The sequence below is a fragment of the Amycolatopsis benzoatilytica AK 16/65 genome, assembly GCF_000383915.1.
In the GTDB taxonomy this organism is placed as follows: Bacteria; Actinomycetota; Actinomycetes; order Mycobacteriales; family Pseudonocardiaceae; genus Amycolatopsis; species Amycolatopsis benzoatilytica.
On the sequence record NZ_KB912942.1, the window covers coordinates 4,557,160 to 4,579,226 of the forward strand.

At 68.7% G+C, this 22,067-nt stretch carries 23 protein-coding genes, 2 tRNA genes and 1 pseudogene; 5 read left to right on the plus strand and 21 right to left on the minus strand.

The genetic code is table 11. The annotated features are described in order from the left end of the window. Window positions 1-96 precede the first annotated feature (96 nt). Both AMYBE_RS0120940 and AMYBE_RS0120945 read right to left on the minus strand, forming a co-directional pair. Entirely contained in the window at window positions 97-483 is a 387-nt protein-coding gene (locus AMYBE_RS0120940; RefSeq protein WP_020661347.1) for a DUF3224 domain-containing protein, read from the minus strand. A 74-nt stretch (window positions 484-557) separates the two neighbouring features. Continuing rightward, window positions 558-2,096: a helicase HerA-like domain-containing protein gene (locus tag AMYBE_RS0120945; protein ID WP_020661348.1), complete on the minus strand. Its 1,539-nt coding sequence runs from the start codon at window positions 2,094-2,096 to the stop codon at window positions 558-560. A gap of 117 nt (window positions 2,097-2,213) precedes the next feature. Here AMYBE_RS0120945 and orn point away from each other — a divergent pair, with 117 nt between their 5' ends. The 3 genes from orn (at window position 2,214) to AMYBE_RS0120960 (ending at window position 3,314) form a co-directional block, all read left to right on the plus strand. Continuing rightward, entirely contained in the window at window positions 2,214-2,822 is a 609-nt protein-coding gene (gene orn / locus AMYBE_RS0120950; protein ID WP_027927853.1) for an oligoribonuclease, read from the plus strand. 75 nt (window positions 2,823-2,897) lie between these two features. Next, a tRNA-His gene (locus AMYBE_RS0120955) sits at window positions 2,898-2,973 on the plus strand. A gap of 268 nt (window positions 2,974-3,241) precedes the next feature. Then, window positions 3,242-3,314: transfer RNA gene (locus AMYBE_RS0120960), tRNA-Lys, on the plus strand. A 203-nt stretch (window positions 3,315-3,517) separates the two neighbouring features. Here the strand turns inward: AMYBE_RS0120960 and AMYBE_RS46890 are convergent. From AMYBE_RS46890 to AMYBE_RS46245, 5 genes and pseudogenes are all read right to left on the minus strand, one after another. Then, window positions 3,518-4,510, minus strand: a pseudogene (locus tag AMYBE_RS46890) (tyrosine-type recombinase/integrase); the annotation flags it as partial. A 474-nt stretch (window positions 4,511-4,984) separates the two neighbouring features. Then, complete coding sequence (locus tag AMYBE_RS0120970; RefSeq protein ID WP_020661350.1) at window positions 4,985-5,209, minus strand: helix-turn-helix transcriptional regulator; 225 nt, start codon at window positions 5,207-5,209, stop codon at window positions 4,985-4,987. After that, on the minus strand, window positions 5,206-6,027 hold the full coding sequence (locus AMYBE_RS0120975) for a DNA-methyltransferase (RefSeq protein ID WP_020661351.1): 822 nt from the start codon (window positions 6,025-6,027) through the stop codon (window positions 5,206-5,208). The genes AMYBE_RS0120970 and AMYBE_RS0120975 overlap by 4 nt, the downstream gene beginning before the upstream one ends. An 83-nt stretch (window positions 6,028-6,110) precedes the next feature. After that, window positions 6,111-6,677, minus strand: a complete 567-nt coding sequence (locus tag AMYBE_RS44995; protein WP_154676264.1) for a hypothetical protein — start codon at window positions 6,675-6,677, stop codon at window positions 6,111-6,113. Window positions 6,678-6,689: 12 nt separating this feature from the next. After that, the gene (locus AMYBE_RS46245; protein ID WP_020661352.1) at window positions 6,690-7,391 is read right to left on the minus strand and encodes a hypothetical protein; all 702 of its coding nucleotides are present in this window, start codon (window positions 7,389-7,391) and stop codon (window positions 6,690-6,692) included. A gap of 224 nt (window positions 7,392-7,615) precedes the next feature. On the opposite strand from AMYBE_RS46245, the gene AMYBE_RS0120985 reads away from it, so the two are divergent. Further along, complete coding sequence (locus AMYBE_RS0120985) at window positions 7,616-7,996, plus strand: histone-like nucleoid-structuring protein Lsr2 (RefSeq protein WP_020661353.1); 381 nt, start codon at window positions 7,616-7,618, stop codon at window positions 7,994-7,996. On the opposite strand, the gene AMYBE_RS44115 is transcribed toward AMYBE_RS0120985, so the two are convergent. Continuing rightward, entirely contained in the window at window positions 7,923-8,525 is a 603-nt protein-coding gene (locus tag AMYBE_RS44115) for a hypothetical protein (RefSeq protein ID WP_245573229.1), read from the minus strand. The genes AMYBE_RS0120985 and AMYBE_RS44115 overlap by 74 nt on opposite strands. Window positions 8,526-9,006: 481 nt before the next feature. Beyond that, the gene (locus AMYBE_RS45470; protein WP_020661355.1) at window positions 9,007-9,390 is read right to left on the minus strand and encodes a C40 family peptidase; all 384 of its coding nucleotides are present in this window, start codon (window positions 9,388-9,390) and stop codon (window positions 9,007-9,009) included. 109 nt (window positions 9,391-9,499) lie between these two features. On the opposite strand from AMYBE_RS45470, the gene AMYBE_RS45475 reads away from it, so the two are divergent. Then, entirely contained in the window at window positions 9,500-9,826 is a 327-nt protein-coding gene (locus AMYBE_RS45475; RefSeq protein WP_169515260.1) for a hypothetical protein, read from the plus strand. Between the two features lie 288 nt (window positions 9,827-10,114). Here AMYBE_RS45475 and AMYBE_RS0121005 read toward each other — a convergent pair whose 3' ends face one another. The 12 genes from AMYBE_RS0121005 to AMYBE_RS0121060 form a co-directional block, all read right to left on the minus strand. After that, window positions 10,115-10,717, minus strand: coding sequence for a TetR/AcrR family transcriptional regulator (locus tag AMYBE_RS0121005; protein WP_063710074.1), 603 nt, complete (start codon window positions 10,715-10,717; stop codon window positions 10,115-10,117). A 29-nt stretch (window positions 10,718-10,746) separates the two neighbouring features. Beyond that, window positions 10,747-11,250 (minus strand): LLM class flavin-dependent oxidoreductase, encoded by a 504-nt coding sequence (locus AMYBE_RS0121010; protein ID WP_020661358.1) that lies wholly within the window; start codon window positions 11,248-11,250, stop codon window positions 10,747-10,749. After that, window positions 11,247-11,729, minus strand: a complete 483-nt coding sequence (locus tag AMYBE_RS0121015; RefSeq protein ID WP_020661359.1) for a (2Fe-2S)-binding protein — start codon at window positions 11,727-11,729, stop codon at window positions 11,247-11,249. Before AMYBE_RS0121015 ends, AMYBE_RS0121010 begins: the two co-directional genes overlap by 4 nt. After that, a complete protein-coding gene (locus AMYBE_RS0121020) occupies window positions 11,726-12,544 on the minus strand; it encodes an FAD binding domain-containing protein (RefSeq protein WP_020661360.1) in 819 nt (272 codons plus the stop codon). The genes AMYBE_RS0121015 and AMYBE_RS0121020 overlap by 4 nt, the downstream gene beginning before the upstream one ends. A gap of 10 nt (window positions 12,545-12,554) precedes the next feature. Further along, complete coding sequence (locus AMYBE_RS0121025; RefSeq protein WP_020661361.1) at window positions 12,555-13,280, minus strand: enoyl-CoA hydratase; 726 nt, start codon at window positions 13,278-13,280, stop codon at window positions 12,555-12,557. Next, window positions 13,277-15,610 carry a xanthine dehydrogenase family protein molybdopterin-binding subunit gene (locus AMYBE_RS0121030; protein WP_020661362.1) on the minus strand — a complete coding sequence of 778 codons (2,334 nt, stop codon included), beginning with the start codon at window positions 15,608-15,610 and terminating at the stop codon, window positions 13,277-13,279. Before AMYBE_RS0121030 ends, AMYBE_RS0121025 begins: the two co-directional genes overlap by 4 nt. After that, window positions 15,607-16,371: an SDR family NAD(P)-dependent oxidoreductase gene (locus tag AMYBE_RS0121035; protein WP_020661363.1), complete on the minus strand. Its 765-nt coding sequence runs from the start codon at window positions 16,369-16,371 to the stop codon at window positions 15,607-15,609. Before AMYBE_RS0121035 ends, AMYBE_RS0121030 begins: the two co-directional genes overlap by 4 nt. Before the next feature lie 2 nt (window positions 16,372-16,373). Further along, window positions 16,374-17,168, minus strand: coding sequence for an MBL fold metallo-hydrolase (locus AMYBE_RS0121040; RefSeq protein ID WP_020661364.1), 795 nt, complete (start codon window positions 17,166-17,168; stop codon window positions 16,374-16,376). Next, a complete protein-coding gene (locus AMYBE_RS0121045) occupies window positions 17,165-18,277 on the minus strand; it encodes a zinc-binding dehydrogenase (RefSeq protein ID WP_020661365.1) in 1,113 nt (370 codons plus the stop codon). The genes AMYBE_RS0121040 and AMYBE_RS0121045 overlap by 4 nt, the downstream gene beginning before the upstream one ends. After that, window positions 18,274-19,674: an aldehyde dehydrogenase family protein gene (locus AMYBE_RS0121050; RefSeq protein WP_020661366.1), complete on the minus strand. Its 1,401-nt coding sequence runs from the start codon at window positions 19,672-19,674 to the stop codon at window positions 18,274-18,276. The genes AMYBE_RS0121045 and AMYBE_RS0121050 overlap by 4 nt, the downstream gene beginning before the upstream one ends. Next, window positions 19,671-20,381, minus strand: a complete 711-nt coding sequence (locus AMYBE_RS42070; RefSeq protein ID WP_020661367.1) for an SRPBCC family protein — start codon at window positions 20,379-20,381, stop codon at window positions 19,671-19,673. The genes AMYBE_RS0121050 and AMYBE_RS42070 overlap by 4 nt, the downstream gene beginning before the upstream one ends. 75 nt (window positions 20,382-20,456) lie before the next feature. After that, on the minus strand, window positions 20,457-22,001 hold the full coding sequence (locus AMYBE_RS0121060) for a class I adenylate-forming enzyme family protein (protein WP_020661368.1): 1,545 nt from the start codon (window positions 21,999-22,001) through the stop codon (window positions 20,457-20,459). Between the last annotated feature and the right edge of the window lie 66 nt (window positions 22,002-22,067).

The window sequence follows — 22,067 nt, forward strand, 5'->3', positions numbered from 1 at the left end:
GGTCGGGGCGGCCCGCCTCCCGTCCTCACCCGTTCGGGGTGGTGAGGAACCTGGCCGCTCTCCCCGGGAATTCGGGGCCCGGGGAGAGCGGCCTTTTCATGCGCTCGGCAGCTCGTAGGCAAGCGTGAAGGTGTGTGCGCCCGCGTCGTCGACGGCGATGTCCGCCGATCCGGTGATGCCGGCCAGTTCGCCCGTGCCCGAGCCGGGCAGCAGGACCAGCGACAATCCCTCGTCGCCGGCCGCGTGCCGGAGGACGAAGCTGCCCTTGCGCCCGTCGACCGAACCGGCGAACCGCTCGAACGCGACGTACATCCGCGACGTCTCGTTCGACGCGGTCAGCATCTCCACCCGGCTGGTCCCCTCGACCGCGCCAGTGAACGTCTTCTCGATCCGCACCTGCGCGAACGCGGTGTTCCCGGTTTCGTCCTGCGCCTGCGGCTCCCATTTGTCCAGTTCGAACGTGGCAACGGCGATCGTGGTCATGCTTTCTCTCCTGTGCAGCGGGAACTCAGTCCACGACAGTCAACCGGCTAAACCTGCCATCTTCTGTCAGGTATCTATCGCCGCCGGTTGCCGAACAGGCCGCGAGTGAACTCTTTGCCGAGCGAGTTCGCCGCCGAGCGCATGAACGACTTGACCGCCGGGTTGCTCAGCACCTGCGAGAGCATCCCCGGCTCCTCCTTCGCTGGCTTGGTCGCGGCCGGCGCTTCCGGAGCCTCCGGTTCAGCGGCGGGGGCGGACGGCGCCGCCTTCGCCGCCAGCTTCTCGTACGCCGATTCCCGGTCGATCGTCTCCGCGTACTTACCGTTCAACTCCGACGACTCGACCGCCGCCCGGATCGCGTCCGCACCGATCGGACCCATCTTCGATCGCGGCGCGCGCAGCCGCGTCCACGCGACCGGCGTCGGAGCGCCGCGCTCGGACAGCACGGTCACGATCGCTTCGCCGATCCCGAGGGTCGTCAGTGCCGTCTCGAGGTCGTAGTGCGGTGTCTTCGGGTACGTCTTCACCGTGCGCGCCAACGCTTTCTGATCGTCTGGCGTGAACGCGCGCAATGCGTGCTGGATCCGCGCGCCGAGCTGGGACAGCACGTTGTTCGGGATGTCCGTGGGCAGCTGCGTACAGAAGAACACGCCGACGCCCTTCGACCGGATCAGCTTCACGGTCTGCTCGATCCGCTCCAGGAACGCCTTCGACGCATCGGAGAACAGCAGATGCGCCTCGTCGAAGAAGAACACCAGTTTCGGCTGGTCGAGGTCGCCTTCCTCGGGCAGTTCCTCGAACAGTTCGGCGAGCAGCCACATCAGGAAGGTCGAAAACAGCGCCGGCTTCCCCTGCAGGTTGTCCAGCTCCAGCAAGGTGATGACGCCTTTGCCGTCCTGCTGGCGCATCAAGTCGTGAACGTCCAGCTCGGGCTCGCCGAAGAACTCCTCGCCGCCCTGAGCCTCCAGATTGGACAGTGCGCGCAGGATGACGCCGGCCGTCGCCGCCGACACGCCTCCGATGCCTTTGAGGTCTTCCTTGCCTTCGGCACTGGTCAGGTACGTGATGACGGACCGCAGGTCCTTGGTGTCCAGCAGGGCCAGGCCCCGCTGGTCGGCCCAGTGGAAGATGAGGCCGAGCGTCGACTCCTGGGTCTCGTTCAGCCCCAGCACCTTCGACAGCAGGACCGGCCCGAAACTGGTGATCGTCGCTCGTACCGGGACGGCGGTCCCGCCGGTGCCCAAGGACAGGAACTGCACCGGCCCGGCCTCGGGCGCCCATGCGTCGCCCAGCTCGGCCGACCGTTTCGCGGTCCGGTCGCTGGCCTCGCCGGGAACCGACAGGCCGGACAGGTCGCCCTTGACGTCGGCCAGCACGACCGGCACCCCGGCCGCGGACAGCTGCTCGGAGATCAGCTGGAGGGTCTTCGTCTTGCCGGTGCCGGTCGCGCCCGCGACCAGGCCGTGCCGGTTCAACGTCGCCAACGGCAGCCGGACCGCCGCAGACGCGTCCGCCGTCCCGTCGATGACGACCGCGCCGAGTTCGACCGCCGCCCCGTCGCTCGCGTATCCCCGCGCGATCTCCGCCGCCGGTCCCGCCGTCTGCTCGGCCACTGGCCGCACCCCGTTTCGAGTCCGAAATCACACTCGCTGACTGGCTGGGCCGAGCGTAACGCGCCGGAAGCGCCGGGGACGGCGCCGATATCCCCGTGTCGGGTTAGGGTGATGCGGGTGAACGACCATCTTGTCTGGATCGACTGCGAGATGACGGGGCTGGACCTCGGCAAGGACGCGTTGATCGAAATAGCCGCACTGGTGACCGACGCCGACCTCAACGTGCTCGGAGACGGCGTCGACATCGTCATCCACGCCGACGACGCCAAACTCGACGGCATGCCGCAGGTCGTCCACGACATGCACGCCAAGTCCGGGCTCACCGAAGAGGTCCGCGCCTCCGCCATAACACTCGCCGAGGCCGAGCAGCGCGTCCTGGAGTACATCCGCGAGTTCGTGCCGGACCCGGCGAGCGCGCCGCTGGCCGGCAACTCGATCGCGACCGACCGCGGCTTCATCGCCCGCGACATGCCCGAGCTCGACGGTCACCTGCACTACCGGATGGTGGACGTGTCGTCGATCAAGGAACTGGTACGGCGCTGGTACCCGCGGATCTACTACGCCAAGCCGGAAAAAGGCCTCGCCCACCGCGCGCTGGCGGACATCAAGGAGTCGATCGGCGAGCTCGACTACTACCGTTCGGTCGCGTTCGTCCCGCAACCCGGCCCGACCAGCGACCAGGCCAAGGCCGCGGCCGCCGAAGTGCTGGAACGGCATCGAGGGTGACCCCCTGAAAAGCGTTCGCGGGCACCCGCTAGGATTGTCCGCAGCAAGGTGATCGAGAGGTCAGCTTGTCAGATGGTGGCTATAGCTCAGCTGGTAGAGCACCTGGTTGTGGTCCAGGAGGTCGCGGGTTCGAGCCCCGTTAGCCACCCCAACACCCCAGCTTCGCCAAGATTTCCCGGCGAGGTTGGGGTTTTGTCGTTTCCGGCTTCTTTCCGCCGGGTAACCTGGATCACGGACGGCCCGTTCCCGGGCCGGATGTCGCGCTGCCCTCCGCACGCGCCGCAGGAGTCCGGGGTCGACCCGGCTGACCTGCGGGTTCGCCCAAGCGAGGCAAAAGGGGACCCCCCTGAAACAGGGCTCGAAGGGCCTGCTAATCTTTTCCATGTCGCCAGGGAGACCAAGGCGGCGGGAAACACCAAGCGCCATTAGCTCAATTGGCAGAGCAGCTGGCTCTTAACCAGCGGGTTCGGGGTTCGAGTCCCTGATGGCGCACCCTCAATCCCCAGGTTGTCGGATACGACGACCTGGGGTTTTGTGTTATGCGGAAGTTGTTCTTCCGGTTGTCGACTGTCCATTGTGGTCTCCTGCGAGCCCGAGGGGAGCCCGAGAACGCTAGTCGGGTGCAGCGCGGCCTGACGGGGGATCGCCCCCGCCAGTCGGCGCGCGGCGTCGGCGGCGAGTTCCTGGGCGACGTTCGTGTAGAGGTCCATCGTGACCTTGATCGACGAGTGCCGGAGGATGTGCTGGATCACCTTCATCTCCACCCCCGCCGCGAGCATCAACGTCGCCGCGCCGTGGCGGAGTCCGTGGAGAGTGATCGGGGGCAGGCCGGCCAGTGCGATCAGGCGGGCGAACTCGTCCGCGACGTCCGCCGGATGCAACGGGCTCCCGTCGGGGCAGGTGAAGAGCAAGTCGTGCTCCCGCCAATCGCTGCCGAGTCGGGTCTTCGCCTCGTCCTGACGGGCCAGGTGCGCGGCAAGGACGAGCACGGTGTCCGGGTCGAGCGGCACGATCCCCTCCGACGACGGGGTCTTGGGCTTGGACTGGCCGGTCTCCCACCCGTACTGCACGATCTGGTTCGCCACCTCCAGACAGCCCGCGTCCAGGAACGTGTCCGAGCGGCGCTGCCCGCACGCCTCGCCCCGCCGCAACGCTGCATACGCGATCAGATGGAACAACGGGTAGAGCGGGTGGTCGACCGCGAAGTCGAGGAACCGCCCGGTCTGCTCCCCCGTCCACACCATCACCGGGAACGGCACCTCCCCGGTGCGCCGCCACTTCGCCACCCGCTCCGGCGTCCACAACCGCGGCTTCGGCCGCTCCGCCCGCGGCAACTCCACCAGCACCGCCACATTCACCAGCAACAACCCTTCCCGCACCCGCCGGTTGAGCAAGGCTCGCAGGGTTTCCCGGATCCGGTGCAACGACAACGGCCCCACCGGACGCTGCCACTTCACCGCCGCGACCTTCCGCGGATCACCACTGGCGCGGTACTGCTCGATCACATCGTTGTTCTCCGCGATCGCCTCGAACATCGCGTCCAAGTGCGCGACGCGGAGCCTGTCGCGCCGGACCTTCCCCAAGTGCGGGCGCAGATACAGCCGCACATGGGATTCGTAGGAACGGTAGGTGTTGCGGCTCACCGACCGCTTCTTCACCGCCAGAAACTCGTCGAACTCCTCATCCATCAAGGGATGCTCCAGGACCGTCGCGGCCGCGCGCACGAGGCGCCGCACGGCTTCGACGTCGGGCAGCGGGTCCTTCTTCGCGATCACCGACGCGACCAGGTCGCCGATCTTGCGCAACGTCTCCTCGTCCCCTTCCTGCGCGATCCCGAGCAAGTCTCGGACCCGACCGAGACCCGTCTCGGCCTCCGTCGCGCTCGCATACCCGCCGCGCCGCCGCGGGCGGCGGTTGCCCGCGGCGTCCGGCGGCAGCTCGATCCGGAAGAACCACTGCCCGTGCCGCTTGTTCCGCAGCTTCGGGCACTCCTCCCCCAGCGACCTCTTGTTGCCGTCCCGGCACGAACACCGCCGGAACACCGAACCCTTCGGCACCGTCACCCTTTGCTCCTTCGTCACGTCATCACCCACCAGGGCAGTTCTCGGGCGTAGATACTCGCGCTGCGACCACGACTCGGGGAAGCCCGAGCGGGGCCGAGATCACCGGATCAGGTGGTCGATTCCCAGCAGTCGCAGCAGGCCGACCGTCGGGACCCGGTACGCCGCGCCGACGCGCACGACAGGGCAAGGGAACGAGCCAGCCCGCGCCAGCGCATACGCGGTCGTCCGGCCGATCCCCAACGCCCGCCGCGCCGTCTCCAGATCCACGATCGCGGGCAATGCTTCGACCTCGCTCAGCGTCAACACCTCGGCGTCGACCGTCACGACCGCTCCCCCGCCAATCCCAGCCGCTGCCGCGCGATCTCGTGACACCGCGGATCGAGGTCGATCCCGATGAACCGGCACCGGTGCTCCCGCGCCGCGAGACCGGTGGTCCCGGTCCCCGAGAACGGGTCCAGCACCGTCCCGCCCGGACGACACCCAAGCCGCACACAGCGGCGCGCGATCTCCCGGGTCCCGACCGCCGGATGGTTCAGGCCCGTGCGGTCCGCCGAGACCGTCCACACCTCAGGCCCGGCCGCGGTCTCGGTGTCGTCTCGCTGGCCTCGGCCGAGCTCGAAAATAGTCTCGTAGCGACGGGCGAAGCGGTCCCGCACGCTCTCCGGTCGCGCGTTCGGCTTGTGCCACACCACCTCCCGGCGGATCACCCAGCCGCGGTCCCTCAGCGCGAACGCCACCCGCCACGGCACACCCACCAGATCCTTGGCCCGATGCTTCTGCTGCGGCGGCCGATGCGACCCGTACCGCGACCGCACTGCTGTCGAGCCGTCCGCGACGTAGTTGCCCCACGAACCGCCGTAGCTGTCGCCCAGGTTCAACCACACGGAACCACCCGGAACAAGCACCGGAGCGACCTCGTCGAACACCGCCGCCAGCGCCGCGACGTACTCCGCAACGGTCGGCTCGCCGCCCAGCTGGCCGGCGACCCGGTAGTCCCGGAGACCCCAGTACGGCGGAGACGTCACCACGCAATCGACCGAACCGGCAGGAACACGCGACAGCTCGTCGACCGCATCGCCGCAGTACAAGACGACCTGACCGTTGTCGTATGCCAACACCCGATTCTCGAATTCGTCAATCATCGCTTCCTCCACAGCCGCTGGACGTCCAGAGACACGGAGAAATCGGCACAATACGATACCGCGCGGACATTCGGCAGCCAAACTCAGGCAGCAGGAATTGCCTGCGATCCCGGAACAACTGAGCGGCCCCAGCGACGTGCCGCCGCCTCAGCATCGACCGTCAGATCCAGCACAGTCCCTCCCGGACGGCAAGCTGCCAACACGATCCTGTCGGTCAGGTGAGGCTCGCCAGCCAGTACGACGTCGCCTCGATTCGACCCCAACGCCGACCGCACGGCTGCCAAATCGAAGAAGTACCGAGTCTGTTTCACGCAGAAAAGCACTGTCTCATTCGGTCCGGAATCCGACTCGGCGACGACCGCATTGCGCAGCAGCCATCCACTGCGTTGAAGTTCGAGCGCCGCCTGCCACGGCCGCCCGGCAAGTCCCGCCGCAGTACGGACCTCCTCCACCAGAAACCATGCCGATCCGTCGGCACGCAGGACTCGCCGGAGCTCCGCCGCAAGGGCGCGCACTTCAGAGACGACCGCTGCAGGCCCCGCCCGGCTGAGCCTGACCATGCAGCAGTCCACAGAAGCGTCGGGAATTACCGCGATCACTGCGCTGACGAATCCCGGCCGAAGCGTTCGGACAGACATGCGCTCCTCCACGACCTGACGCTTTCAAAGGCCCGATATCGGCTGAATACTGCAACCGTTGGAGCAACGCGCGAGTCGATTCCTCCAGCGGCACACCCAGACTGGAACTCGACGCCCGCAACCGACTCGCGATGGTGGCCGCCGCGCGGTCACCAGCGAGCCCGGCCGCGGCTTGGCCAGGCCGGTGGCGAACCGCCGGTCGAACAGCCTGCGGACCACAGGCACGTCCGCTCCCACCTGGCGGCCGAGGAACCGCACGCCGCGCATCCGCCAGTAGTTCTCGCCCCGATACACGTCGAAGGCGCCGATCACGCTCCGCAGGCATGCCTCCGCCCGGCCTGGGATCTCCGATACGGTCGCGAACACCGGCTCGTCGGTGAGGAACTTGTTCTGCTGCAACGGTGCCCGCGCCGGGCCAGAGGAGAAAAGTCCTTGTCCGCGAGCAGCCAGAAGGAACTCGCCGGCCACCTCCGCAAGCCCCTCGCCCACCGCGCGCAACAATCCACCTGCGGACCCGGACGACGGCTGGTACTTCCGCGAGACGTGCCGCATTCGGGCCGGCGTCAGCGGGACCAGATCGATGCATACGTCGACCGTCTCGCCGAGATCCGGGCGAACATCGCCCAGCGCGTTCGCCAATGGCTGCAGGGGATCGTCCGGCCGGATCGGCAATGCCTTCGGCGAAAACTGCGGCGACCGCGCCAAAACCAGTTCGGCGCGTGCCACGTGGACTCGGTCAGCCTGCCTCATGCCAAACCCACCAGGACGGAGGCATCTCCTCCCAGCCTTCCCACGTCGCTGCCCATTGTCGGTCACCTCCGCACGTCGCGTTTCGCGGAGAAGACAAGGCATCGAGCGGCCACGATAATTCTTCCCGCCCGAGAGACCCGGATGACCGGTTGCTATCGTCAGGGCTTCACTTTCCCGCTTCCGAGGAGAAATCACCCGCCATGGCGCAAAAAGTTCTCGTCGAGATGATCGACGACCTCGACGGATCCGAAGCCGGCCAGACCGTCCCCTTCGGACTCGACGGAGCCCACTACGAAATCGACCTGTCCGACGACAACGCCGCCGCCCTGCGCGACGAACTCGCCCGGTTCATCTCCGCCGGCCGCCGGACCGGCGGCCGCCGGACCACCGCGCACACCGCTGCCGCCCCGACCGCAGAGGACCGCGAACGCTCCCGCGCCATCCGCGCATGGGCCGTCGAAAACGGCTGGGCCGTCGCCGACCGCGGCCGCATCCCAGCCGAAGTCATCACCGCATACAACGAACGCGACCAGAACGCTCCGAAGCCGCGCCGCAAGCGCACCACGAAGAAATCCTCCTGAATTCCCCGAGGCAATCGTCCCGGTTAGGGTTCTTTCTTTGCCATGATTGCCGAGGCGGTGTCTCCTCCCTCACCGGGGAGGTTTCACCGTCGCTCGCCGCCGAGGCTCGGCGGATTTCCACCTGCGGATAGCTCAGCTTGTTCAGGACGCCGGTGATCGACTCCCGCCCCTCGATGCTCATGGTCATTTTCCCGAACTCCGGGTCCGTGCTGAACCACACCCGGACACCGACGACCGACCGCGGCACCCAGCCGTGCACCGGCCGCGCCCGGCCCAGCTGGTGCGCGAACGCCACCACCGCCGGCAGCGACGGATCGAACGCCGTCGTCGGCAACAGCTCGTAGCGGACACGAGAGCGGAGGTGGCGGGAACGGAAGTGTCGGCGGAGGACAAAGACCGCGATCACGCTCGCCACCACCGCCGAGGTCACCCACCACAGCGCGGCACTCGTCAGCAGGTGGTCCGCATGGAGCGCCTGCGGCGCGCCGTTCCCCAGCACGGCCTGACGGCCATGCGTGCGGGAGAACATGTCGGCTTTATGAGCAAGTGGGTAAAGCACCGCTGAACAGCGGTTTCTCCAGTCAGCGGCCAAAGCCGCAGCGACTGGCCAAGGACGGGGTCGAGGTAGCCCCCAACGGCAAGAATCACGGCACACCTCCGGAAGATCGACCGGCGAAGACACGCCGTGTTCGACGGCGCGTGATTCGGCAGCGTGACCCCGCTGACTCGCCAATGCTGGCCGCGACAGGCCCTCTGCCGTCGAGTACCAGGAGAGGCAGTTTGACTGACGGGTCCAGATCGGGCGCCTCGCTGGCACGGAGCACACAGACGAGGTGATTGTCGCTCACCTGATCCAGCGAGGGAGCGCGGTGCGGCGGGACAGAAGCAGCCACTGAAGTTGCGGCGGATCCCCTGGTGCAAAACGAGAACCGACGACCACCGCGGTGATGCTTCCGGCTGCGCCCAGCCAGCCGAAGGCAATAAATGCCGCGCAATTGCCGCGCATGGCGCTACGGAAGAAGCCGGACACCGCCGGGGTACTCGTGGAGGTCGACAGGGTCGGTCCGAATGAAGGTGCCGGACGCAAAGGCGTTGATCATCTGGCCGTCGCCGAGGTAGATACCGACGTTGTGGATGACGCCGGGTCTGCAGAAGACGAGGTAGCCCGGATGCAGCGCCTCGATGCCCGCGGCCCGGGGCAGGCGATCGCCCAGGGCGAACTGGGCTCCGCGCTGGTGCGGCAGCGTGATGCCGACGCGGGCGCGGGCGTAGCGGGCGAGTCCGCCGCAGTCGAAGCCGATCTTGTTGTAGTCGCCGTGCCGGTCGGCTACTCTTCCGTCGCGGATTCCCTGGCTCGGACCGGCGGCGGTGCCGCCTCCCCAGGCGTAGGACACCGATCTGGGACATGGCCGCGTCGATGACCTGCTTGGCTCGTCCGCTCGCCGGTCCATGGGCGGCGGGGCGCAGTTGCAGCGCGTCGTAGCCGCGGGTGTCGGCGAGGACGTGATCGACGTAGACCCGGCTGGCGTTGTACGAGTAGATCGCGTCGCGCACTTCGGCGTCCTTGCCGAGGTCGCGGGGGCCGCGGCCGCACAGGTAGACGACGGCGAGGGCAGCGTCGAAGGCGTTCTGCGGGTTGCGGATTCCGTCATCGCTGCCGTCCTGCGCCACGGTCTGCCAAGTGGTGGAGAGGAACTGGAACGGTCCTTCGGCGCGGGCGAAGGTGCCGTCGGGGTTGCGGATCGGGGTGTGGTTGCCGCCGGTGCCGGCGCCGTCCAGTTGGGGCCGAGGATCGGCGGGTTGATGTCGCCGTTCGGTGCGATGGCGTAGCCGGCGGCGTGGCGGGATTCTTCCCCGGCGATGCCGGCGAGAATGCTCCAGCGGCAGCCGGGGCGAACCCGGGCGACCCGGTGTGCGGCGCGCGGGTGGGCAGTGAGCATGACGGACGGGATTCCGGGGCTTCTCCGGGTGCGTCGGTGGTTCGGTCGGAGGCGTCGTCGGCGATTGCGATCAGGACGCCGGCGGCCAGGACAACAGCGAGAAGCGGTCCGGCCAGATGGGAACAGCGGGGTCCAGAGCATGTCGACCCCGCAAGTCAGACCAGAAATGGCCGAGTGCTCAACTGTCCCTTGGGACTGCTGAGACAGGAGCCCTGGCCGGAATAGTTCTTATCGACTCTGCGCCAGCGATGCTCAACGCGTAACGGCTGTATTGTTCCGCGACATCGTCGGCGGACAGGTTTCCGTCGTCCCGGAACCACCGGGCGATGCTCACGCACATCTCCCGGATCGCGAATGAGGCAAGTGCCGGCGAACCGACATGGAAGGCTCCGGCGGCAGCTCCACCCGCGATGATCGCACGGAAGGCATGCTCGTGCTGTCGGCGCCGACTCTGCAGGCGGCTGCGATGGGGCTCGTCGAGAGAGTCCGTGTCGCGGTTGACCACCAGGGCCTCTCGGCGGTGTGTCGCGTGCCGGTAGGCGTAGACCCGGGTGGCCTCGCGTAGCCGAGTTTCCCAGTCTCCGTTCGCGGTCACGCGGTGGAACTCCTCGAGCACGGTCGCGGTGGTCTCGTCGACGATTGCGCGCAGCAGGTCCTGTTTGGACCGCATGTGGTTGTACAGGCTGGGTGTGCGGATGCCGAGAGTGTCGGCGATCTGGCTCAGCGCGGTGCCGTGGAACCCGCGCTCTGCGAAAAGGGTCAAGGCGACGTCGAGCACCATGGTCTCGCTCACGACAGCACGGAGTTCGGTCACCGCGTCACTCCGGCGAGCCAGGCGGATGCCTCGTCCACGGACTGGAGGCATTTCGTCAAGGGCGTCATGACTTCGTCGCGTTCCGGATGACGCCGGTGAGCGAACTCGGCGGCCAGCCGGGCGGGTCCTCGGCCGCTGCCCGCCACGAGCACAGGGAGCTTCGGCACGCGTTCGAGTACCTCTTCGAGCATCCTTTCTGCTGCCGCTGCTCCGCTGTAGGGGCCGTCGTCGGCAAGCAGCGGGCCGACGCCGAGGATGAAGCGGCCATCGCTGAGGTAATCAAGGGTTTCGGCTGCATCCGCCACGGCCGGCGCGTCCTTGGAAGTGGTCAAGCAGCAGATGCGGACCCGCCGGGTCACCACGGCGGCCGCCGCGCACGAGACGAAGTCCTCTTCGAAGTACAGCGTGTCGCAGCCGGCTTCGTCGAGAACTTGGCAGGTGCGCCGAAGCCCGGCTGCCGGCGCGCCGCGGAGCCGCAGGACGACCCCGCGGCGCGTCACGACGGCTCCGGTTCGGCGGCCAGTTCGCTCGCCGCCGCCTCGACAGCGTCGATGATGCCGACGTAGCCGGTGCACCGGCAGATGTTGCCCGACAGCTCTTCTCGGATGCGGGCCCGGCACGGCCGTTCTTCGCGGTTGAGCAAGTCGAGCGCGGACATCAGCATGCCCGGAGTACAGAAGCCGCACTGCAACCCATGGTGCGTCGAAAACGCCTCCTGGAGGGGGTGTAGGCAGCCGTCTTGCCCGGCCATCCCCTCGACCGTCGTCACCGAGGTGCCTTCCGCTTGGACCGCGAACATGAGGCACGCGCGGACCGGGTCGCCGTCGACCAGAACGGTGCACGCGCCGCAGACCCCGTGCTCACAACCGACGTGCGTGCCGGTCAGTCCGAGGTCCTCGCGCAGCGCGTCAGCGAGCGTTCGCCTCGGCTCGACGTCGATCTGCTGACGATCCCCGTTGACAGCGAGTTCGATCTTCATGCTGCGACACGCTCCTTTTCCTGCCCGAGGGCACGGAGGACGAATTCCTCAGTCATCGCACGCCGGTACTCGGCCGAGGCGTGGATGTCGGAGCTCGGCGAGGCGGCTGCGGCGGCTGCGGCAGCCACCTCGTGCGGTGGAGCGCCGGCGTCGAGCAACTGCTCAGCCTCCTCGGCGCGCAGCGGGACGCCGCCGACGCCGCCGATCGCGATCCGCCAGTGTCCGCCGACCTCGGCGGCGGCGACGGTGACCAGACCGAAGTCGCCGTGCCGGCGGGAGAACTCCGCGAATCCCCAGCGCTGCGGCAACGGCATGTCGACCGCAGTGACCACCTCGTCGTCGGCGAGCGTGGTTTCCAACGGACCGGTGCAGAAGTCTGCCGCGGAGCTTGTGCGAGTACCGTGCAGGCTAGCGATGTGAACGGTCGCGCCGAGCGCAGCGGCGACCACTGGCAGTTCCGCGGCCGGGTCGGCGTGGGAGATGCTGCCGCCGCAGGTGCCCCGGGAACGGATCGCCGTGTGCCCGATCCACCGCGCGGCCTCGGCAAGCATCGGGTGTGCCGTTTGCTCCACGAGGCGGGCGTGGCGGACGAGCGCCCCGATCCGGAGGGCGCCGTCAACCGGCACGATCGTGGACAGCCCGGGGATCCGGTTGATGTCGACCAGGACCTTGGGCCGCGCCATGCGCAGCGCGAGTACCGGCACCAGGCTCTGTCCGCCGGCGATGATCTTCCCGTCGCCGGCTGCGTCGGCCAGGGCCTGCACGGCTTCCCGGACGCTCGTGGCGCGGAGGTAGTCGAACGGAGCTGGTTTCATGGCGGACCTTTCAGCGCCCGCGGAACCGCGGGGCGCGTTTCTCGTCGCGGGCACGCTGGCTCTCGGCGAAATCTTCACTGCTCCAACAGGAATCGAAAAGCTGGTCGAGGCGGGGATCCCACCGCCGAGGCTCGAACAGCGACTCCAGCGCGGTCTTTGCGTATCGCAACGACAACGGCGCGAACTCCGCGATCTCCCGGGCCCACGCGGTCGCCTCGGCGTCCGTCCCTAGCCGGTCCGCCAGACCGCAGCCGAGTGCGCGTGCCGCGTCCAGCCGCTCGCAGCCGAGCAGCACTGCGCGCGCTGCTCCGCCGCCCGCCAGCAGCGCCAGCCGCCGGACGGTCCACGGGTCCACCGCGAGCCCATTGCGGGCTGTCGGCACCGCGAAGACCGCGGTGTCGGCCGCCACGCGCAGGTCGCAGGCGATCGCGAGCTGTGTCCCGGCCCCGATCGCGGGACCGTTGACCGCCGCGATCACTGGTACCGGCGCGGCGGTGATGGCGTGCAGAGTCGCGTAGAGCGCGGTGCGGAACCCTTCGCCGTAGACACCGCCGAAGTCGGCACCGGCACAGAAGCTCGTGCCGGCACCGGTCACGACGATCGCGCGGGAGGTGTCCGCGAACTTCTCCACCGCCGCTCGCAGCGACTGCAGATGTTCGATGTCGAGAGCGTTGCGCTTCTCGTGGCGGTCGAGCACGATCCGCCCTACGCCGCCCTGTTCCTCGGTGGTGATCATCGCAGTGCCTCCCACACGGCAGCCGGGGACAGCGGCAGGTGGGTGACCCGGACGCCGAGAGCATCGGCAATGGCCCCGGCCAGCACCGCGTTCGGGCCGAGGGTGCCGCCCTCGCCGACTCCGCGTACCCCCAACGGGTTGTCCGCCGGATTCGACAGGTGGTCGATGACGAGGTCCGGGACCTCGGCGCTCGTGGGCATGAGGTAGTCCATCAGCGTTCCGGTGGACAGGTTCCCTGACTCGTCGTAGATCAGGTGCTCGTACAGCGCGCCGCCGATGCCCTGGGCGATCGACCCGGCGATCTGCCCCTCGACGATCTGCGGGTTGATCACCGTGCCCGCGTCCTCGACGCACACCCACTTGAGGATCCGGATTTCTCCGGTCGCCCGGTCGACTTCGACGACCGCGGCCTGCGCGCCCGCCGCGAACGCGCCCCGGATCGGGTCGTAGAACTCCGTCGCCTCCAGGCCTGGCTCGATGCCCTCGGGCAGTCGATTCGACTCGAGGTAGGCGACCCGGGCGACTTCGGCCAGCGTCCCGAGCGGCTTCGGCTCGCCCACGACCCTGACCTCCCCCGCCTTGATCTCGACATCGGCCGGGCCCACCTCGAACAACTCGCTCGCCAGCCGGATGATCTTCTCCCGCACCGACGTTCCGGCACGGTGGGCGGCCCCGCCCCCGATGACGGCCTGCCGCGAGGAAAACGCGCCGAACCCCCACAAGGATTCGTTCGTGTCGCCGATGCGCACCTCGACGTCCTCAAAGCGGACACCGACCGCATCTGCGACGATCTGCGCGACTGTCGTCTCCAAGCCCTGCCCCTGCGACGTGACTCCGGAAAGGACAGTCACGCGGCCATCGGGATCGACCCGGACCGTGCAGGCGTCGTGTCCGGTGCGGAACGGCATCCGCGGCCCCGCGGCAGCAGCCCGGCCGAGGCCGGTCAGCTCGTTGTAGCAGGCCATCCCGAGCCCGATCGGGTTCTTCCCTTCCTCTCGCCGCCGGCCTTGCTCCACGAGGAAGTCGTCGTAGCCGATGGCGGCGATCGCCTTCTCGAGGCACTCGCCGTACCACCCGGAGTCGTCGACGAGCCGGGACGGCATCCGGTACGGGATCTCCGCCGGGGTAATCAGATTTCTTCTGCGGATGTCCAAAGAGGACATCCGCAGGGCGGCTGCGGCTTCGTCAAGCAGGGTTTCCATCGCGAAGACGCTCGCGGGGCGGGCGACGCCGCGATATGGCCCGGATGGCGACGTGTTGGTCGCGACGCCGCGGACAGTGCACCGGTAATTCCGCAACCGGTACGGCCCAGACAGGAGCCCGCCGGCCATCAGCGGCTCGATGCCGGCTGTCCACGGGTAGACCGAATAGGCGCCCACGTTGCACGTGACGTCGGCGTCCAACGCCACCAGCTCGCCGTCGGCGGTGAACCCCGCTCGCACCCGATACCGGTGGTCTCGGGCGTGCGTCGCGGCCAGGAGGTGCTCGGCACGGTCTTCGACCCACTTCACCGGGATGCCGGGCATCTGCTGTGCGACCAGGCAGACAGCGACGTCTTCGGGATAGAGCACCGCCTTGACGCCGAAACCGCCGCCGACATCGGGAGCGATGACCCGGATGGTGCCCTCGGGCAGGCCCAGCAGCTCGGCGAGCATGTTCCGCGCGATGTGCGGCACCTGGGTGCCGGACCAGAACGTCAGGCGCTCGCCGTCCCAGACCGCCGCCCCGGCTCGGCACTCCATCGGGTTGCCCGCGTGCCGGTTGGTCACCAACTCGCGCTCGATGACCAGATGGGCCTGCGCCAAGGCATCCGGCACCTCGCCGGTGTCGAAAGTGCGCTCCAGCAGGACGTTGTCCGGCGCGTCTGCGTGCACCGGCTCCTTCGGCGCCACCCATGCGGTGACCGCGGCGGGCAACGGCTCGTAGTCCACGTCGATCAGCTCGAGCGCATCCTCGGCCTGATACCGATCGTCTGCTACCACTACGGCCACCGGCTCACCGGCGAACCGCACCTTGTCCCGGGCCAGGATCGGCTGCTCGGTCTCCACATAGGACGGCAACGCGGACCTCGCACGGAGCCCGATCGCCGCGAACGCCGGGTGGTCGCCGCTGAACACCGCGCGCGCGGCGACGCCTAGTGCGGAGGTGTCGACGGACTTGATCCGGGCGTGGCCGTAGGGGCTGCGCAGGAACGCGACGTGTCGCATCCTCGGCAGCTGCAGGTCGGAGACGTACCGGCCGCGGCCGGTCAGCAGCCGCGTGTCCTCTTTGCGGCGGAAGGCTCGTCCGACCGCGCGCCCGTCGTCGGGCTCGTCGTCGTGCGCGGTCATGGCATCGTGTACCCGCCGTTGACCGACACGATCTGCCCGGTGGTCCAGGACGACAGCGGCGAGGCCAACAGCAGGATGGTCGGGGTGATGTCGGCGGGCGTGCCCAGGCGGCGCAGCGGGTACGCGGAGAGGATCTTCTTCATCTTGGCCTCGTCCGCGTTGCCGGTGTGGGCGTCGAGGCTCTGGGTCTGCACGAGCGCGATCGAGACGGCGTTCGCACGGATCTTGTGCCGCGCCAGTTCTTTGGCCAGCGATTTGGTCAACCCGACGGTTGTCGAGCGGGTGGTCGCCGTGACGAGCAGCCGCGATTCGCCCACGCGGCCGGAGTCGCCCATCAGGCTGACGATCGACCCGCCGCCGTTCTCCGCCATCTGCCGAGCCACCGCCTGGGTGACGCGCAGCGTGCCCGCCACCGTCACCCCGATCTGCGGCGCCCAGTCCTCTTCGGTCGTCTCGAGGAACGGCTTGCTCTGGGTCGCGGCCGCGTTGTTGACCAGCACGTCGATCGACCCCATCTGGTCGGCGACCTCGGCCACCGCGCGCATCACGGATTCGCCGTCCTGCAGGTTCGCGCCCACGGCGATCGCCTTGACGCCCAGAGCAGCCGCCTCCTTCGCGCCTTGTTCCGCGCCGTCGGAGGAGGAGTTGTAGTGGAAGGCGACATTGGCGCCTTCCGCTGCGAACGCGAGCCCGATCGCACGGCCCAGGCCCTGCCCGGCACCGGTTACGAGGACGTTCTTGCCGCGGAGCTGAAGATCCATGGTCATTCCTTCTCGAGTGGGGTGAACCGGCGCTCGCCGTCCACGGTGATCAGGCGGCCGGGCGGGAAGTGCGCGGCGGCGACGAAATCGGGCTGGTCCGTGACGACCGCGACGAGGTCCGCGCGCACCTTCCGCGCGGCCACCGGGTCAAGGTCGAAGACGGCTTCCCATGCGGGATCCGTGAGTTCGACCGGGGAGTGCGCGACATCGCCGAGCAGCATCGCCCGTTCCCCTTCGCTCGACACCACGTAGACCGCAGTCCCCGGGGTGTGGCCGGGCAGGTGGCGGACGTCGAACCCCGGAGCGAGGGTGGTGTCGTGCTCGAACGTCTCCAGCCGCTCGGTGAGCGGGGAAAGCTTGCGCACCGCGCCTGGATCGGCGTCGGGACTCTCGACGAAGTGCGCCCAGTCGGCGCGGTGGACGCGGTAGGTCGCGTCCGGGAACACGACCTCGCCCTTCTTCGTGGCCCACCCCACGTGGTCGAAGTGCAGGTGGGTGAAGACGACGTCGGTGACGTCCCAGGGATCCACCCCGAGCGCACGCAGGCTCTCCAGAAACCGCCCGCCGTGGTACTTGTCGTTGTCGATCGTCCCGACACCCGCATCCACCAGGATGACCCGTTCCCCGGTCCGCACCAGGAAGCCGCCGAGCTCGAGCCGCAGGCGGCCGGACTCGTCGAGGAGATGCTCGTGACAGGACCACGCGTCCGACCGCCCCGGGTAGGTCAGCACCTCGCGGGCAGGCTCCTGGCCGTAACCGTCGTAGACGGGTTCGACGCTCAGCGCCCCGACCTTCATCGGGCACCGTCCGGCACGACCAACGTGCGGATGCCGCGTCCGGCGGCCATTTCCGCCAGCGCAGCCTCCACATCGGACAGTTTGCCGTGCCCGGTCACCATCGCCGCCAAGTCGAGCCGGCCGTCCCGGATGTGGTCGAAATAGCGCGGCAGGTCTCGGTTCGCGTCCAGCGAGCCGGCGACACAGCCCACGAGGGTTCGGGCGAAGTGGAACAGTTCCAAGGCACTGAAGCTGACCTGGTCGTCCTTTCCGCCGATGCCGACCACGCATGCGGTCCCGCCACGCCGGGTCATTCCCCACGCGTCGCGGATCGTCCGCGAGGAACCCACGCAGTCGAAAGCGAAGTCGACGCCTTGCTTGTCGGTGAGCCCGCGGACGGCCTTCTTGGTGTTGTCGTCGGCTGGCACGAAGTGGTGCGCGCCGAGCGCGATCGCCAAACTCGCCTTGTCCTGATTGCGATCCACCGCGATGACATTCGCGGCGCCGGCGAGTCGGGCGCCCTGCACCGCGGCCAGTCCGACGCCGCCGAGGCCGACGACGAGCACCGACGAGCCGGGAGTGACGGCGGCGGTCTTCGTGACCGCGCCCACGCCAGTCGTGATGGCGCAGCCCAGCAAAGCGGCGTCTTCAGTGCTGATGTCGTCGGGCACCTTGACCGCAGCCGCGGACGGGACGACGGTCTGGTCGGCGAACGAGCCGACCGTCAGTCCGGGGTAGACCGGCTCACCCGACGAGTCCAGCGCGTAGGGCTCGGCACCCCGCGCGGACCCGTTGACGCACAAGTGCGGTTCGTTGCGCGCGCAGCTGACGCAGTGCCCGCACGGCGTGATCCACAGCAGGATGACGCGGTCGCCTTCCCGCAGGTCTGTGACGGCGGAACCGGTCTCCACTACGGTGCCGCAGGCTTCGTGCCCGAGCACCGCAGGCAACTGCTGGGCGAGCACGCCGCGGGCAAGCGACAGGTCGGAGTGGCAAACGCCAGTGGCGTCGATGCGTACCCGGATGTCACCCGCCCCAACGTCCTTCAGCCGGATGCGTTCGACCTCCATCGGCTTGTCCGGCGACCGCAGCACGAGCGCGTTCACTTCGACCTGGTATCCGTCCGTCACAGCTGCACCGCCTTGATCTCGAGGACGTCTTCGATGCCGAAGTCGCCGATCTCCCGGCCGACGCCGGACTGCTTGTAACCGCCGAAGGGGGCGCGCGGGTTGAACGGCGCCGCGTTGACGTCGATCTGGCCGGTGCGGATCCGGGCCGCCCAGTCCAGTGCCTGGTCGACGTCGTCGATCCACAGCGCGCCGCCGAGGCCGTAGATCGAGTCGTTGGCCAGCTCGATCGCGTGGTCGTCGGAGTCGGCCGGCAGGATCGACAGGACCGGGCCGAAGATCTCTTCCCTGGCGAGCCGTGAGGCGGGGTCGACCTCGCTGAAGACGGCTGGGGCGACGAAGTGTCCGTTGTCCGGAACCGGAAGGCTCCCCGTGACAAGCTTGCCGCCCTGCGGGTCGAGGAAGCTCTCGACCTCCTTGCGCTGCCCCGCCGAGATCAGCGGGCCGAGCCGGTCGCCGGGCACGTACTTGGCCGCCGCCGCGGCGGCGAGCTGCTCCACCTGCGCCAAGCGGGACGCCGGGACGATGAGGCGGGACAACGCCGTGCAGGTCTGGCCGCCGTTGAGGAAGCAGTTGGCCACGGTCACCTTGACCGCCTTCGCCAGCAGCTCGTCGGACACGTCCGAGAGCACCACGCTCGCGGACTTGCCGCCGAGTTCCAGGGTTACGCCCTTGACGGTCGCGGCCGCGGCCGCGGCGACCTGCCGCCCCACCGGCGTGGAGCCGGTGAAGGAGACGTGGTCGACGCCCGGGTGGCGAGACAGCAGGTCACCCACCACCCGACCGCCTCCGGTGACCAGGTTCAGCACCCCGGGCGGGAACTTGGCGGCCTCGAAAGCGCGTGCCAGCTCGAACGCGGTCAGCGGGGTGAGGGCGGCGGGCTTGAGCACCACTGTGCAGCCGGCCGCGATCGCCGGAACGACCTTCACGATCACCTGGTGCAGCGGGAGATTCCACGGCGTCACCGCCGCGACGACGCCGACCGGCTCGCGCAGGATCACCGAGTTGTCGCGCTGGGCGCGGAAGGGGAATTCCGCGAGGGCGTCCGCCGTGCGGGCGATGACGGCGAGCGGCACGTCCACGTGCAGCTTCCGTGCCAGCGGCAGCGGTGAGCCTTGTTCGCGGTTGACGAGGCCGGCGAAGGCGTCGGCCCGGTCCGCGAGGACGTCCTTCAGGCGGCGCAGCGCCGCCACCCGGTCTTCGACCGGCGTGGCCGCCCACTTCGGGAAGGCCGCGCGGGCGGCGCTCACCGCCTGGTCGACGTCGAACTCGGTCCCCTGGGTCACCACACCGGTGATTTCCTCGGTGGCCGGGTTCTCGACTTCGCTGTCGTCGCCGTGGCCGGCGACCCAGTCGCCGCCGATGTAGAGCGCGGGTTCGCGGATCAGCTCGTCCGTCACAGGACCGCCTCCTCGGGGTAGGTCCGGCCGGTTGCGACCGGAAACGACAGGTTGATCACTACGGGCGGGGCGACCGACGGGGCACCGGAACGGCCGCGGTTGCGCAACACCAGGATCCCGGCCAGGAGCGCGATCAGTCCGCCGACGACGGGCAGCGCGCGCTTGGCGATCAGGCCGCCCATGCTCGAGAAGACGTCGAGCGCTTCGACCTCGTCGGCGGGAGCGGCGGCGCGGGCCGCGCCAGGCGCCTCGGTCGACGCGGAGCCCGGGGCGAACTCGGCTTCCAGCCGTCGCACGAACTGGCCGATCAGCTTGTTCGTGACGTCCGAGATGACTCCCCGGCCGAACTGGGCGACCCGCCCGGACAAGTCGAGCTCGGTGCGGACGTCGACCTTGGTTCCCGACCCCTGTTCGGCCAGGCTCATGGTCACCGTCGCCGCGGCGTTGCCTTGCCCGCCCGCGTCCTTGCCTTCGGCACGGACCACCGCTCGGTGCGCTTTGTCGTCCTTCTCGGCGAACCGGGCGGTTCCCCGGTACTGCGCCGACACGGGGCCGACCTTGATCTTGACCCCGCCGCGGTACACGCCGTCCTCCACGCCCTGCAGCGAGGCGCCCGGCAGGCACGGTGCGACGCGTTCCAGATCGGTCAGCACCCGCCAGGCGTCATCGACCGGCAGATTGACCGTGAAGGTGTTGGAGAGCTCCACCTGAACCACCTTACTAATTAACGTTAGTTTGTATGCTACGGGCAGTCGGATGCCAGGTCAATGACGCGGGGCCCCTCAGCCGGCCGGCGTCGGCAACTGCTTCCGCAGAAGGAACCGCATGATCTTGCCCGAGCCTGTGCGCGGGATCGACTCGATCTCGAAGACGTCTGCCGGGACCTTGAACTTCGACAGCTCGCGGGCGCATCGGCCCAAGAGCGCGTCGACGTCCAGCTTTCCCGGCTCTTCCGGGACGACGAACGCCACCGGCACCTCGCCGAGATCGGGGTGCTCACGCGCCACCACGGCGGCATCGCGGACTTCGTCCGCTTTGAGCAGCACGGCTTCGACCTCGGCCGGGTAGATATTCTCCCCGCCCCGGATGATGAGCTCCTTGGTCCGGCCGCTGATGGTCAGGAAGCCGTTGGCATCGCGCCTGCCCAAGTCTCCGGTCCGGTACCAGCCGTCCTGGAGCACTTCGGCGGTGGCCTCGTCGAGGTTGTGATAGCCGCGCATCACATTCGGTCCGCTGACCCACAGCTCGCCTTCTTCGCCCACGCCGACATCGCGACCGCTCACCGGGTCCACCAGGCGCACCCCGATCCCCGGCATCGGCAGCCCGCACGAGCCGAGCACGCGCCCGCCGTCGGGGGTGTTCATGGTGACCATCGTCGAGGTCTCGGTGATGCCGTAGCCCTCCAGCAGCTTGACTCCGAACACCTGCTCGAATTCGGCGTTCAGGGCAGCGGGCAGGATCGCCCCGGCGGACAGGCACAGCCGCAGTCCTTCGGCATCGACCGTGCGTTCCCGGGCGGAGTGCACGAGGTACTGGAACATGGTCGGCACTCCGGGCAGGATGGTGAAGTCCTCCGTGGCCAGCAAATCGAGCACCCGGCCGGGCGAGAACCTGGGCAGGATGCGTTCGGTCGCGCCCGTCGCGAACACTCCCAGCACGCACAGGACCAGCGCGTAGGAATGGAACAACGGCAAGGGACACAGCACCCGGTCCTGTTCGGACATTCCGGCGATCGGGGCCCAGCACGCGGCCACCACCCACAGGCAGCCGCGCTGCGTGAGCACAACCCCCTTGGGCCGGCCGGTGGTCCCGGAGGTGTAAAGCATCCACGCGGCGTCGTCCAGTCCGAGGTCGTCGCGCGGCGGGCCGGCAGGCTCGGTGGTGGCAAGTTCCTCGTACGACCGCGCGTCCTCGACCCGGCCCGGCCGGACCACGAGGACCATCGCGCCTCGGAGGCGGCCGAGCTCGCGGGCGTGCGCGAGGTGGGCCCGGTCGGTGATGATGACCGAGGCGCCGGAGTCGACGAGCATGTGCTCGATCTCCGCGGGAGCGGCATCGGCGTTCACACAGACGCCGACCAGCGAAGCCCGGGTCGTCATGAGGTAGGCCTCGGCGATGTCCGCACTGTTGTCCAGGTAGATCAGCACGCGATCACCCCGGGCAATGCCCGCGCTGACCAGGTGACCGGCCACCCGGCGGGTGCGGTCGGCGAGGTCCTGGTAGCTGACTGAACGACGGTCGTCGCTGAAAACGATCTTGTCGCCCCACCGCGCAGCCTGCTCGACGAGCAGCTGCGGCACGGGACGGATCAGCTCGACTCTGAGCATGAGCACTCCTGACGGGACAAGTTACTAACTAATGCTCGTTAGTTTTGTCAGGGTAGCGCTGCCCTT